The sequence below is a fragment of the Paenibacillus sonchi genome (assembly GCF_016772475.1).
Classification (GTDB): domain Bacteria; phylum Bacillota; class Bacilli; order Paenibacillales; family Paenibacillaceae; genus Paenibacillus_AQ; species Paenibacillus_AQ sonchi.
Map to the genome: position 1 here is coordinate 4,129,280 of NZ_CP068595.1, position 13,241 is coordinate 4,142,520.

Annotated in this window: 11 protein-coding genes; 8 read left to right on the plus strand and 3 right to left on the minus strand. The window is 50.5% G+C overall.

What is annotated here, in order from left to right:
• Positions 1 to 224 precede the first annotated feature (224 nt).
• The 3 genes from JI735_RS18245 to JI735_RS18255 are packed head-to-tail and all read right to left on the minus strand — an operon-like array spanning position 225 to position 3,593.
• The gene (locus tag JI735_RS18245; protein ID WP_039838606.1) at positions 225 to 1,400 is read right to left on the minus strand and encodes a glycoside hydrolase family 130 protein; all 1,176 of its coding nucleotides are present in this window, start codon (positions 1,398 to 1,400) and stop codon (positions 225 to 227) included.
• On the minus strand, positions 1,400 to 2,620 hold the full coding sequence (locus JI735_RS18250) for an AGE family epimerase/isomerase (RefSeq protein WP_202676270.1): 1,221 nt from the start codon (positions 2,618 to 2,620) through the stop codon (positions 1,400 to 1,402). Before JI735_RS18250 ends, JI735_RS18245 begins: the two co-directional genes overlap by 1 nt.
• A 22-nt stretch (positions 2,621 to 2,642) precedes the next feature.
• A complete protein-coding gene (locus JI735_RS18255) occupies positions 2,643 to 3,593 on the minus strand; it encodes a glycoside hydrolase family 113 (protein WP_039838596.1) in 951 nt (316 codons plus the stop codon).
• Between the two features lie 276 nt (positions 3,594 to 3,869).
• Here JI735_RS18255 and JI735_RS18260 point away from each other — a divergent pair, with 276 nt between their 5' ends.
• The 8 genes from JI735_RS18260 to JI735_RS18290 all read left to right on the plus strand — a co-directional run bounded on the left by JI735_RS18260 (position 3,870) and on the right by JI735_RS18290 (position 12,804).
• Positions 3,870 to 4,631 carry a response regulator transcription factor gene (locus JI735_RS18260; protein WP_039838603.1) on the plus strand — a complete coding sequence of 254 codons (762 nt, stop codon included), beginning with the start codon at positions 3,870 to 3,872 and terminating at the stop codon, positions 4,629 to 4,631.
• Positions 4,632 to 4,635: 4 nt separating this feature from the next.
• Positions 4,636 to 4,764, plus strand: a complete 129-nt coding sequence (locus JI735_RS36950; RefSeq protein WP_267918910.1) for a hypothetical protein — start codon at positions 4,636 to 4,638, stop codon at positions 4,762 to 4,764.
• 302 nt (positions 4,765 to 5,066) lie between these two features.
• Positions 5,067 to 6,440: an ABC transporter substrate-binding protein gene (locus JI735_RS18265; RefSeq protein WP_202676271.1), complete on the plus strand. Its 1,374-nt coding sequence runs from the start codon at positions 5,067 to 5,069 to the stop codon at positions 6,438 to 6,440.
• A gap of 137 nt (positions 6,441 to 6,577) precedes the next feature.
• Entirely contained in the window at positions 6,578 to 7,459 is an 882-nt protein-coding gene (locus JI735_RS18270; RefSeq protein ID WP_020428272.1) for a carbohydrate ABC transporter permease, read from the plus strand.
• A 5-nt stretch (positions 7,460 to 7,464) separates the two neighbouring features.
• Complete coding sequence (locus JI735_RS18275) at positions 7,465 to 8,298, plus strand: carbohydrate ABC transporter permease (RefSeq protein WP_039838593.1); 834 nt, start codon at positions 7,465 to 7,467, stop codon at positions 8,296 to 8,298.
• Between the two features lie 108 nt (positions 8,299 to 8,406).
• Positions 8,407 to 9,432: a glycoside hydrolase family 130 protein gene (locus JI735_RS18280; RefSeq protein WP_039838601.1), complete on the plus strand. Its 1,026-nt coding sequence runs from the start codon at positions 8,407 to 8,409 to the stop codon at positions 9,430 to 9,432.
• Positions 9,433 to 9,731: 299 nt separating this feature from the next.
• Positions 9,732 to 10,694: an acetylxylan esterase gene (locus tag JI735_RS18285; protein WP_039838592.1), complete on the plus strand. Its 963-nt coding sequence runs from the start codon at positions 9,732 to 9,734 to the stop codon at positions 10,692 to 10,694.
• Between the two features lie 43 nt (positions 10,695 to 10,737).
• Positions 10,738 to 12,804 carry a methyl-accepting chemotaxis protein gene (locus tag JI735_RS18290; RefSeq protein ID WP_051052234.1) on the plus strand — a complete coding sequence of 689 codons (2,067 nt, stop codon included), beginning with the start codon at positions 10,738 to 10,740 and terminating at the stop codon, positions 12,802 to 12,804.
• The last annotated feature ends 437 nt before the right edge of the window (positions 12,805 to 13,241 follow it).

A 13,241-nucleotide genomic window follows, 5' to 3' on the forward strand; every position in this document is an offset into this window, starting at 1 on the left:
AGTTATAGCTTCTGACCCATAAAAAGGCGGCCCCAGTGGATGAATTCCAGGGGCCGCCTTTTACTACTTCTTACTCTCCTATAAAAGAACTTGAGAAGTCAACATTAAGGGTGAAGTAACGGAGGGAAGTTTGGATACTTACGGAGCAACAGCGGCCGGAAGTCCAAACATTCCCGCAGTTACGGCGAAATCCCAAAATGTCCCCCCTCAAGTTCACTCCACAACTACTTCAACTGCAAATTGCTGTCGATTAGAGCAATCCGCTGCTGTACGCAAGCATAGGAACGAAGCGGGTCTTCCGGGGTATTAAGGACATAATCCAGCATCTGGTCAACCGTTGTGGTGGCGACATGGATACGGGTGTCAGACGATGCGTAATAGATGTAAATGTCTCCGTTGTCGCGTGCGATCACGCCGTTGCAGAAGACAACGTTGGATACATCGCCGACGCGCTCTTCACCATCCGGAGCGATGAAGTGTCCGCCTGGCGTGTGCGTGACCTTGTTAGGCTCCTCCAGATCGGACAGGAAGGCATACAGCACATAGCGCAGTCCGGCAGCGGTGTTGCGGACGCCGTGGGCGATGTGCAGCCAGCCGCGAGGCGTTTTGATAGGTGCCGGACCTTGGCCGTTCTTCACTTCTTTGATCGTATGGTAATAGCGCTGGTCCATGATGGTCTCGCTTGTAATTACAGCATTTTCGATCGTGTCGGATAATCCCCAGCCGATGCCGCCGCCGGAACCGGCGTCGATGAAGCCATCCTGCGGCCGGGTATAGAAGGCATATTTGCCGTCTACAAACTCAGGGTGCAGCACGACGTTGCGCTGCTGCGCGGACCCCGTCTTCAGGTCAGCGAGGCGTTCCCAGGTCTTCAGATCCTTGGTGCGGGTAATACCGCACTGGGCTACTGCGCTGGACAGGTCGCCATGCGGGGCATCCGGGTCTTTGCGTTCGGTGCAGAACAGGCCGTAGATCCAGCCGTCGGCATGCTTCACGAGGCGCATGTCATACACGTTGATGTCCGGGTCCTCAGTTTCGGGAAGCACTACAGGATGATCCCAGAAACGGAAGCCGTCTACACCGCTGTCGCTCTCGGCAACGGCAAAGAAGGATTTGCGGTCATTGCCTTCTACCCGGGCCACAATATAGAACTTGCCGTCCAGTTCAATGGCACCAGGGTTGAAGATGCCGTTAACCCCGATTCTTTCCGCGAAATAAGGGTTGGTCTCCGGATTGAAGTCGTAGCGCCAGATCAGCGGCGCATGCTCAGCAGTAAGCAGCGGATATTGGTAGCGGTCGTAGATGCCGTTGCCGTAGGGAACCTTTTCATTTTTGCGCCCGATCAGCGCCTCATAGCGTTCAGTCAGCTTCTGTTTGCGTTCTTGAAAAATTGTAGTCATTATTTTATCTCCTTTATGGTGGAATTCAGGGTAAGCCGCCCGATCATTTCGAAACAGGCCCTGCTGTTATGGTAAGGGCATTTCCAGGCGCTGACCTTGGGCTCGCGGGCCAGCGGCTGCAGCGCTTCATCAACGCCCCAGTACCATTCGCCAAGCTTGTGGTCAACGATATATCGGTCAGTAAAAATCCAGGCGTTCTCCGCAGCTTCCAGAAACCGTGTCTCATGGGTCAGCTGATAGGCGTTGTAGAAGCCGACAACGGCTTCGGCCTGCGGCCACCAGTCTCTGGACTTGTCAATGTGACCGCTGCCGTCCGCTTCATTCCAGATTCCGCCGTCTTCCGCAATGCCCTCCGCCAGCACGGCCTCAGCCATAGAGACGGCTACCTTGCGCACGCGCTGCAGCAGTGCTTCATCTCCAAGCACCTCAGCAGCTTCAACCAGCAGCCAGCTGCCTTCGATGTCGTGGCCATAAGAGATGCTCTGCGATTTCACATGCCACTCTTCGTCCAGGAACAGGTGGAAGTGCTTGCCGTCCGCATCGATAATATGGTCCAGCATGGTTTCGATCAGCTCCGCCAGCTTGCTTTTCAACTCTTCCGATTTCCAGACCCGGTACAGGCCGGTATAGCCTTCCAGCACATGCAGATGAGTATTCATGGATTTCTTCTCGTTCATGTCCTTGGAGCTGAGACTCAGGTTATCCGTCACCTGCCATTCACGTGACAGGGCTTCAATGTAACCTTTATAAATAGGATCATAGCCGTGTTTCTCTACAATATGGAACAGGTCAACCGCTTGCTGCAAGGCATCGGCGCGTCGGGTAGCGTGGTGAAACTCGGCCAGTGCATAGATGGCAAAAGCCTGGCCATAGATTTGCTTTTTCGGTTGGGAAGGAACTCCGCGGGCGTCTACCATCCAGAACAATCCGCCGTATTCGGTATCTGTGAAGTGCTGCATGAGGTAGTCGTAGGCGCGTTCAGCCATAGCTAAGTATTCTGAAGTGCCATATAACCGGTAAGCGCTCGCAAAGGTCCAGAGGATCCGCGCATTCAGCACAAGGCTTTTCTCCGCGTCCGCTATGACATTCATCTGGTTGTCAATCTCACCGGCAAAGCCGCCATGCGCTTCGTCCAGTGTGTGCTCCATCCAAAAGCCCAGGATATTACCCTTCAGCTCATTCTCCAGCTGTCTCCGCCATTCCTCAGTTGAAATTTTCATTTTGCTTGTTCACTCCTTTATATTACTTCTGAGTCTTGGAGCTGTAGTACTCTTTAATGATATGTGCTGCGGATTTGCCATACATGCAGTAATCATCATTCTCCGCAGCCTCTTCAAGCGGGTAGAGCTGTGCCGGCCAATCCCAGAGCATGAAGCCCTGGACCCATTCCCGGCGCTCACAGCTGTGGAACATCGCCTCGTAATAGCGTTTCTGTTCGTCCTCGCTCGGTTCGCCTTTCAGGGACCAGTCATTCGGAATTGCGGCACTGCCGGTCCGGCTCGGACAGCCGGCTTCCATGAAGAAGAAGGGCTTATTATGCTGCTTCACTACAGCCTCAATCCGGTCAAGCTGTGCCTCCCAATCCTGCCCGGGGTAGTAGCCGCTGGAGGAAATGACATCAAGGGCATCCCACCAGGTCACATTGTCCTCTTGATACTTGTCGCAATTATAGGTAAGAATTCCGTGGTACACCTTGCGGACTTCAGCAATCAAGGCCCGCCACTGCGCGGCGCGTCTGTCGGACATGACCAGTTCGCAGCCGATGCAGAACATTTCGCAACCGCTTTCTTCGGCAATCGCGGCAAAATGCAGAATAAAAGCAGTGTAGGAGCTGAACCAATCCGACCATTTGGGCTCGCACGGAACATCTTTGTCGAAGAAGTTGATGTGGGCGCGCCAAGTGCCGTCTGCGCAGTTCACAATCGGTTTCAGGCATACCTTCAGGCCAAGTGACTTTGCTGTGCGGATCGCCCATAGGACCTCATCATCGGTAACCGTGGGTTCCTCCCAATAAGGAATTTCTGTGGATTGCGGAGTGGCTTGGATCGCACTGAAGGCGATAGCGGTCCAGTTCGCTCCAGTCACGGATTGCATAAGCTCCATTGAAGTCTTGGCCGCATCATTAGCCCAGGTTCCGCGTCTGCCCATGAACCCCCAGGTAACGCCTCCGACATATTCATTCTGCAGTGACATCTCAGCTACCTCGCTTAATTAGAATAGTAGGAATTAGGCCTCGAAACATTTAGTTATTTTGTTATATTGTTATTATAATTTTGTTATTTAATAATAACAATACACAATTAAGTTATAACCTTTTTTAGGCATGATTTCAAGCAGAAAATGGGGCAAAGTAAACTGAAGACTATAAAAGTACAATAGAGTACATATGCTAATAAGAAAATGAAGCTTATAATTGATAATGATAGCGCAATCATTTGTAGCTTTAACGAAACTGGAGGCGATTTGCTGGTGATCAGGGTCATGATTGCGGACGATGAGGAAGTGATTCGCCGTGGGCTTGAGAAAATTACTTCCAGAATGGATTTGGAAGTTCAGGTTATCGGTTCCTATGGCAACGGATTGGAGGCATGGAATCATCTCCGGGAGCTCAGCCAGGACGATATCGACCTGCTTATTACAGACATCAAGATGCCGAGAATGGACGGTTTTAAGCTGATTGAAGAGGTAAGAGGGCATTTGAAGCAGCTCCCCATAGCCGTGCTGAGCGGATTCAGTGAATTTGAATATGCCCGCCGGGCCATGCGGCATGGTGTGCTCGATTACTTGCTTAAGCCCATTGAGAAGGCGCAGCTGTACGATTTGCTGAAAAGTGTGGAGGAGAATAAGAAGCTGCGGCCGGCGGCAGCGGAGCCTGAAGAAGCGCCCCACCAGGCCGGTGAGGGCGGTGAGCACTACGTGGTTGAGCAGACCAAGAGCATCCTGGAGAAGGAGTATGGCCAGAACTTTGAGCTTGAACGGCTGGCAGAGACGGTCGGGATGAATGCCAGCTATATCAGCAGGCTGTTCAAATATAAGACAGGCCAGACGATAACGGACTACCTGATCGGCATCCGCATCGCCAAGGCCAAGGAGCTTCTGATCGGACAGCCCGATCTGAAAAATTACGAAATTGCCGAAAGGGTCGGCTACAGCGATCCGGTCTACTTCAACAAGCTGTTCAAAAAAATGTGCGGCATGACGCCGAAGGATTATAAGAGCCGCAGCAGATAAAAGGATGAGCTTGCCAGAAGGCAATCTGCTAAAAATACAAACAGAGGCGCGTCCAATCCGCGAGCTGCAAAATCTGCCTGTCCGGCAGGGGGCCTGGCTCGGAGAGGAGGCACACGCGGAACTGAATATCTGATCTGGTGCAGGCAAATTTCCCGAAATGGGAGTTTGCCTTTTTTTCATTTAAAATAGATAACAAATAGAACGTAATGAAAACAAAAATAACAAATTGAAGACCAGAAAAAACAATTGAAACCATCGTTTTAGGTTTGGAAACGATTTATAATAGGTTTGTAAGCGATAACATCATCACTTTTCAAGCGGAAGCGGGTACAAATCGTCTTTTCTGAAGTATACATCGTTGATTTGTGGTGATTTTTGTTAGCTTTTTGTTATGGTTATTTCAGGTTTCAAAATGAAGAGAGGGGTCAACAAACAATGAAGAAAACCAAAGCAGTTACCAGCCTGGCGGCATTGACACTGATGGCTGGCTTGTTCGCAGGCTGTTCATCGAACAACAATAACGCCGGCAATGCAGCAGCAACCAATGCAGGCAATACCGGAACAAACACCGAGGCGACAGCAGCCCCTGAAGGCGGCGCAGCTCAAGATATCAAAGGTGAGATCACGGTTATCACCCAGAGAACGGATATTGTTGATACCGTATTCAAGGATTTCGCCGCAAAGTTCAATGAAAAATATCCGGATGTCAAAGTTAACTTCGAAGCGCTGTCCAGCTACGAGGATCAGATCAAAATCCGCATGAGCACCAATGACTATGGCGATGTGCTGCTGCTGCCTACAAGCGTAGCGATCAAAGATCTGCCAGACTTCTTTGAGCCGCTGGGTAAGATGTCCGATCTGGAGAAGCAATATACCGGTCTGGAAGAACGCGCAGTGGACGGAATCGCTTATGGAATTCCAACTACGGTTAACTACTCCGGGGTTATCTACAACAAACAAGTGTTCAAAGATGCCGGAATTACGGAGATCCCCAGAACCTTTGATGAGTTTAACGCAGCTCTGAAAAGCATTAAGGATAAGACCGACGCAATTCCGCTCTACACGAACTATGCGGCTGGCTGGACGCTGACCCAATGGGAAGCGGATCTGGCTACCGTAGCCGGTGACCGGGATTATGTCAACATCGGACAAGTAGCCTCTGATGATAACTTCGTTAAAGGCCAGCCTCACTATGACTTGTACAAAGTAATGTACGACGCAGCCAAAAATGGTCTGATCGAAGAAGATCCAACTACAACGGACTGGGAATCCTCCAAATCCGATTTGGCTAACGGCAAAATTGGTATGATGATGCTTGGTTCATGGGCTATCGGGCAGATCAAAGGGGTTGCCGCCAACCCGGATGATGTAGGCTTTATGCCTTTCCCGACCAACGCCAAAAAAATTCTTGTTCCATTGTCTGACGATTATACGCTCGGCGTAAGCATCCACAGCAAGAATAAGGAAGCCGCGAGAGCCTGGGTGGATTGGTTCATTAACGAATCAGGCTATCCTACAAATGACGGCGGCGGTATGAGCCCGGTTAAAGGCGCTGAGCTTCCGGAAATGCTGAAACAATTTGAAGGCACGGATGTTACGTTTGACACCCTTGCCCCTGCCAAAGCCGGTGAAGAAGGCTGGGTTGACGCTATTGATAAACAAGCTGAAATCGGCCTCTGGCAGCCTGACTTCAAGAAAGTCATTATCGAAGCCGCCATCGGTAACCGCAAAGATTCCTTTGATGACATTATGAAAGACCTGAATGACAAGTGGAAAGAGGCAAGAGCTAAAATTACCTCTGGCAAATAAGACTTAATAATTTTTACCGCAGAAGTGAGGACAGACTCAAAAGAACGGGAAGGTGCCTTAGCAGGCATTTTCCCCTTCACTTATGCGACGGAGAAGGGTTAGGAGTAGTAAGCATGTGTTCTTAGGAGGTGTGGAGAGTGCCCAAATTGTCCAACATGAGCTACAAAAATCAACGTATATTGATCATTTTTTTATTTTCACTGGTTCCCGTTGTCCTGCTGCTGACGTTTTCCTATTTGCCCGTGTTCAAAATGTTCCAGTACAGCTTCACAAGCTGGAATGGATTTAGTAAAAATATGGAGTATGTCGGCTTTGACAACTACAAAACGATCTTCACCAAACCCGAGTATTTCGCCGTGTTCAAGGTCAGCTTGTATTATTTCTTTGCCACCTTTGTCCAAATGGGGCTGGCGCTTTATTTTGCCACCATTCTAAGCTTTAACGTCCGCATGAAGAACTGGTTCAAAGGAATCCTGTTCTTTCCGACATTGCTGAACGGCGTGGCTATCGGTTTTATCTTCCTGTTTTTCTTCAAGCCGGAAGGAACACTGAATACCATCCTTGATCTCGTCGGGCTTGGAGCCTGGCAGCAGAAGTGGCTGCTGAATCCCCAGCTGATCAATATCTCCCTCGCCTTTGCTTCGGTATGGAGATACATGGGGATGAACTTTATCATCTTCCTTGGGGCGATTTCCTCTATCGGCGGTGATATTTACGAAGCTTCGGAAATTGACGGCGCCAACCGCTGGCACCAGTTCAGACACATTATTATTCCGAGCATCAAACGCATATTGCAGCTCAATCTGATCCTCGCGGTGAGCGGAGCGATCGGTGTGTTCGAAATTCCGTATGTCATGACTGGCGGTTCCAATGGCAGCGGCACTTTTGTCATCCAGACCGTCGATGTGGCCTTTAAATACAGCAAGCTGGGACTAGCCTCGGCAATGGCCGTAGTGCTTCTGGGAATTGTGGTTCTTGTCACCGTTCTGCAGCGTGTTCTGATTAAGGAGGAGAAGTAAGAACTATGCATACTCTGAAATATAACTTAGCCTCTTTCTTCAAATACCTCACTTTGGTTTTGGGAGCGCTGATGGCGCTGGTGCCGATCGTCGTCGTCTTTTTTGCCTCTTTAAAAACGAATAAAGAATATGCGTCGACAGGCCCGCTTACCCTGCCGGAAAACTGGCTGAATTTTTCTAACTATTCCAAAGCATTTATCGACGGGAATATGCTGCTCGGCTTCATGAACACGATTATCATCGTGCTCATTTCCATTGCGGGTGCTACCCTGACCGGTTCTATGATGGCATACATTTTGGCCCGGTTCAGATTCAAGGGCAGCAAGCTGCTCATGGGCGCTTTTCTGCTTGCCACGCTGATTCCCGGGGTAACCACCCAGGTGGCTACCTTCCAGATCATCAACTCGCTGGAATTGTTCAACACCCGTTGGGCGCCGATTCTGATGTATCTGGGTACGGATATTATTGCTGTTTATATTTTCATGCAGTTCCTGGACTCCATTTCCGAATCGCTCGACGAATCGGCAATGCTGGACGGAGCGTCTTACTGGACAATCTACTGGCGAATTATTCTCCCGCTGCTCAGTCCGGCCATTGTTACTGTGATTATCGTCAAGGGCGTTAACATCTATAACGATTTTTACACACCTTTCCTGTACATGCCTAAAAGCAGCCTGCAGGTGGTCTCCACCGCGCTGTTCAAATTCAAGGGTCCGTACGGTTCACAGTGGGAGGTTATCTGCGCCGCCATTATGATCGCTATTATACCGACACTGATCGCCTTTATCGCTTTGCAGAAATACATCTACAACGGTTTTGCGCAAGGGTCGGTAAAATAAGGCCTGACAGACCGCAGATGATTGCAGCAGAGCATTCAGAATATCCGAGTTTTGTAAGAAAATAATAACCGCAGCATGCGCTGCTAAAATTTGGAGGGATTTGTAATGATGAAAGAAGTTAAGCTGACGGCAAGCCAGAATATTCCCAATATACCTTGGCAGGACAGACCGGCCGGCAATGACAATCCGGTATGGAGACACAGTGATAATCCGGTAATCAAGCGTAATCCGGCTAAGGGTGTCGCGCGTATTTTCAACAGTGCTGTTGTGGCTTATGAAGGCAGCTTTTTGGGCGTATTCCGTGTTGAAGACAACACCACCCGTCCTCATCTGCGCATGGGTCACAGTGTGGACGGCCTGGATTGGAAAATTGACGATGAACCGATTCAGTTTGTAGACGAAGCCGGCGAACCGTATATGCCGCGTTACGCTTATGATCCGCGTCTGGTCAAGGTTGAAGATACGTATTACATCATCTGGTGTACAGATTTCTACGGAGCCGCGATTGGTGTAGCCAAAACCCGGGATTTCAAAACCTTCATCAGTCTGGAAAATCCGTTCCTGCCGTTCAACCGCAACGGTGTGCTGTTCCCCAGAAAAATCAATGGCAATTTCGTGATGCTGTCCCGTCCGAGCGACAGCGGACATACACCTTTTGGCGATGTGTTCCTGAGTGAAAGCCCGGATTTCGTGTACTGGGGCAAACACCGCCATGTCATGACCAAAGGCGGGCAAGGCTGGTGGCAGAGCACCAAAATCGGCGGCGGCCCTGCACCTATCGAAACTACCGAAGGCTGGCTGATGTTCTATCACGGCGTTACCGGAACCTGCAACGGCCTTGTGTACAGCATGGGCGCGGTCATCCTCGATAAGGATGAGCCGTCCAAGGTCAAATACCGTTCCAAAAACTTCGTGCTTACCCCGGAAGAATGGTACGAGGAAAGAGGTTTCGTGAACAACGTGCTCTTCCCTTGCGCTACCCTGAATGATGCTGAAACCGGCCGCATCGCCATCTATTATGGCGCCGCCGACACCTATGTAGGTCTTGCTTACACTACCGTCGAAGAAATCGTTAACTACGTGATCGCAACCCATGAGGAAGTCGGCGACGACGCCGGGTTGGGCAAGATCTAAGCAGGCAAATATGGAACACCTGTAGGCCGTCTTAGGGAAGTTTTAGAGTATGTCCTGTGAAGTGTGTTTATAATGTGCCTGGTGAAGTGTTACCTGCTAACTGTCGCTTTACCCGGTTGCGCTGGGGCATTCTATTGCAGAATGTGCAGTAGAATGCCCTTTTTTTGTGCTGACCAGGCCATCTGCTGCACTTCCTGCAATAGAATTTGCTCAAATTCACTTTTCTTAATTATCATAGTCTATCCGAACTCCGGTAGTGTCTCCAACACAATATAATCCAACATTAAGGAGGATTTCTTATGACGTCTGAAAGATCCCTGACCCAGCTAAAAGCCTACGAAGGCTCCAGCCCAAAGCCTGCGGATTTCGATTCATTCTGGGAACGCGCCCTGCGTGATCTTGATGTCCAGACCTTGGACTACGAACTGGTGCCTGCGGAATTTACCAGCGAGCTGGCCGAATGCTTTCATTTGTATTTTACCGGCGTGGGCGGTGCCAAAGTGCACTGCAAATATGTCAGACCGAAGAAGGCGGAGCAGGCGAAAGGGCCTGGCGTGGTCATGTTCCACGGCTATTCCTGCGACAGCGGCGACTGGATGGAGAAGGTTGCTTATGCCGCGCACGGCATCAGTGTGCTCGCAATGGATTGCCGCGGACAAGGCGGGTTGTCCGAAGACAACCTTAAGGTGCAAGGCACAACCATCCGGGGCCACATTATCCGGGGGATCGATGATCCGGATCCGGACAAGCTGTATTACCGGAACGTGTTTCTGGATACCGCCCAGACCGCACGGATTTTGATGAATATGCCGGAAGTGGACTCTGAACGGGTCGGGGCATTCGGCCTCTCCCAAGGCGGAGCGCTTACGGTCGCCTGCGCTGCCCTTGAGCCGCGGATCAGGCTGGCCGTTCCGGTCTATCCGTTCCTTTCCGATTACAAACGGGCGTGGGAGCTGGATATCACGACTTCTGCTTATGAGGAGATTCACTATTATTTCCGCTTTTTTGATCCTCATCATGAACGGGAGGTAGCGATTTTTAACCGGCTCGGGTACATCGACATTCAGAATCTGGCAGGCCGGATCCAGGCCAAAGTGCTGTGGGTGACCGGACTTGCAGATACGGTCTGCCCGCCTTCGACGCAATTCGCTGCATATAATAAAATCACAGCAACAAAAGAGCTGATGGTATATCATGAATATGGTCATGAGTATCTTCCATATCTTTCCGATCGGGCGCTACAGACCTTCATGACCTTGTAACGGGGGGCCGTGCAAGAATATTGTAGATCTGGCGGTGATTTTTTTGAGTAAACAGGCAGCAGACAGCAAAGGATTTCTTACTCGGCTGCATCCCTCCAAGTCGCTGGGGGTGCGGCTTTTTCTCGTGTTTTTTATCGCGACCATGGGAATTGTATTATCCCTTGGGTATACCTCGTACTCCGTTGCCAGACAAACCATTGAGAACAACGCCCTGTCATCCAATCAGCAGACCGTTGAACAAACGGCAGAGAAGCTTGACGTAATCCTGCTGCGTTTTGAAGACAGTTTGGGGCAGCTTTTTTACAACAGGGATATTCAGGAGGCAATTCGTCAAGGAAGTATCTCCACTGCCGGCAGCGCTGAACGGAACAGTCAAACGGAACGGATTAATAGTGAATTAGACCGCTGGATCACTTCGGTAAAGGGAGTGCAGGCCGTATATCTGGTACCCTTGAAGGATGAGCTTCCAGTGTCTGCTACGGGAACAAAAGATAACGCTTTTATGAAAGGAATCCGGGAGGCATCCTGGTTCAAGCAGCTGAAAGAGAAGCCCCACAGCTTGTGGATTACGCAAGGATTGAAGCAGGGGGATACATCGGGCGTATTTCATTTTGCCAAATCCATGGCAGATGAATCCGGCGGGACAGGCTATATCGCTGTCTGTGATATCAGTACCAAAGAACTGGACAGCCAGCTGAGCAAGGTCAACCTCGGGCTGGATTCCTACATCCAGCTTCTGACCAGCAAGGACGAGCTGATTGCTTCCTCCCAGCAGCAGACGGATTCTTATCTTCGCCTGGGCGGAACATTGTTCAAAGGTCTGACCGAAGCTTCGGGGTCTTTGCCGACCCAGGACGAAAAAGGCAAATCCATTCTCGCCGTATATGGCACACTGCAGAGTTCGGGCTGGAGAGTACTGGGCGTTGTGCCTTCGGAGAATCTGGTCAAAGATGCAGGCCGTATTCTGGGAACGACCTATATTGCTGTTGCCGCCGCAGCCCTTATCGCGATTCTGATCGGCTTATGGATGGTCAGAATGGTATCCCGGCCGCTCTCACGGCTCAGGGATCTGATGTTCCAGGGGGCGGAAGGCGATCTGCGGGTGCGGACCAGCGTTGCTTCCCGTGATGAAATCGGCCAGCTGTCGTCTTCCTTCAATGTGATGATGGAGCGGATCACGGAACTGGTGGTTCATACCAACGAGACGGCACGCGAGGTCCTCGAAACAGCAGATGCGCTGGGCAATGCTTCGCGCAAGACGGCTGCGTCGGCCAGGGATATTGCAGCGGCGACCGAAGAGATTGCCGGAGGAGCCGGAAGCCTTGCGCTGGAAGCGGACCGCGGCAATGAGATGACGGCGCAGATATCCGAACGGATGGATATGGTGATATCTGCTGCCCACGAGATGGGCAGCATGGCACATCATGTGGGACAATCCAGTGAGGAAGGTGTCGTGAAGCTGCAGGAACTGCTGCACCAAACGCATACCACAGGCACCATGACCGATAAGCTGGTGATGAAGGTCAATGACCTGAAGGATACCGCTTCCTCCGTCATGAAAGTGCTGGAGGCTATGCAGAGCATTACGCAGCAGACGAATATTCTGTCGCTGAACGCCTCCATTGAAGCTGCACGCGCAGGCGAAGCGGGCAGAGGGTTTACAGTTGTGGCCGATGAAATCCGCCAGCTGGCCGAACAGTCCAAACGCTCCATTGCGATGGCGGCGGGAATAACGGATAAGATCATGACGGATATGCATGAGACTGTTGCTGCGCTGTCAGAGGTATCGCCCCTGTTTGACGAGCAGATCGTTTCAGTCCGCGACACAAGCGAAATCTTTGTCTCTGTACAGGAACAAATGAATCATTTTATTTCCCGTCTGGATTCTGTAGGAGCCTCAATTGAGGGGCTGAATCAATCCCAGCATGTGCTGTCGGATGCGATAAGCAACGTCAGCTCTTTTGCCGAGGAATCCTCGGCTGCTTCACAGGAAGTGGCCTCTCTCAGCGGGGAACAGCAGAATGTGAGTGATTATCTCGTGGACCTTTCTGCCCAGTTGGAGAATGCTTCTTCGATGCTGAAGGAAAGACTCTCAAAGTTCACGGTGTAAACAGGCTGCTGAGTGATGTGCAGCTGCTGCCGTATGAAATGTTAAGAGTACCCACTCAAATCTATAACCCGGACCGTTTCTTCCAACAGGGAGAGGCGGTTTTTGTTATTATTTTGGGATTTCCTCTTGTGTTGTACAAGTTGGATAAGATGCAGGGAAAGTAAGGGATTAGTGATAGTGGGGTATATCAAGCTGACCTGTGGAATCTTCTTTGCTGGAGTGGGCTGGGAAGAAATTGAAGGCGGCTGAGAGGACGGGGCTTAAAGGAAGCTATAGTGGAATTAGTACACTTAATTGAACAAAATATCCTCATAAAGAGGAATTAGTGGGAAAAAGTAGAGTTATTTCAAGCAAATTGACCTGAAAAGCGGCGCATCGGCTGAATTAGTTATCCTTTTTCCCACTAGCACTACCCAGGAAACCGGATCGGGAGGAAT

Coding starts and splice junctions, on each gene's coding strand:
- JI735_RS18255 (WP_039838596.1), bottom strand. CDS start 3,593: ATGTCACTGCAGAATGAATATGTCGGAGGCGTTACCTGGGGGTTCATG.
- JI735_RS18265 (WP_202676271.1), top strand. CDS start 5,067: ATGAAGAAAACCAAAGCAGTTACCAGCCTGGCGGCATTGACACTGATG.
- JI735_RS18250 (WP_202676270.1), bottom strand. CDS start 2,620: ATGAAAATTTCAACTGAGGAATGGCGGAGACAGCTGGAGAATGAGCTG.
- JI735_RS36950 (WP_267918910.1), top strand. CDS start 4,636: ATGAGCTTGCCAGAAGGCAATCTGCTAAAAATACAAACAGAGGCGCGT.
- JI735_RS18275 (WP_039838593.1), top strand. CDS start 7,465: ATGCATACTCTGAAATATAACTTAGCCTCTTTCTTCAAATACCTCACT.
- JI735_RS18280 (WP_039838601.1), top strand. CDS start 8,407: ATGAAAGAAGTTAAGCTGACGGCAAGCCAGAATATTCCCAATATACCT.
- JI735_RS18285 (WP_039838592.1), top strand. CDS start 9,732: ATGACGTCTGAAAGATCCCTGACCCAGCTAAAAGCCTACGAAGGCTCC.
- JI735_RS18245 (WP_039838606.1), bottom strand. CDS start 1,400: ATGACTACAATTTTTCAAGAACGCAAACAGAAGCTGACTGAACGCTAT.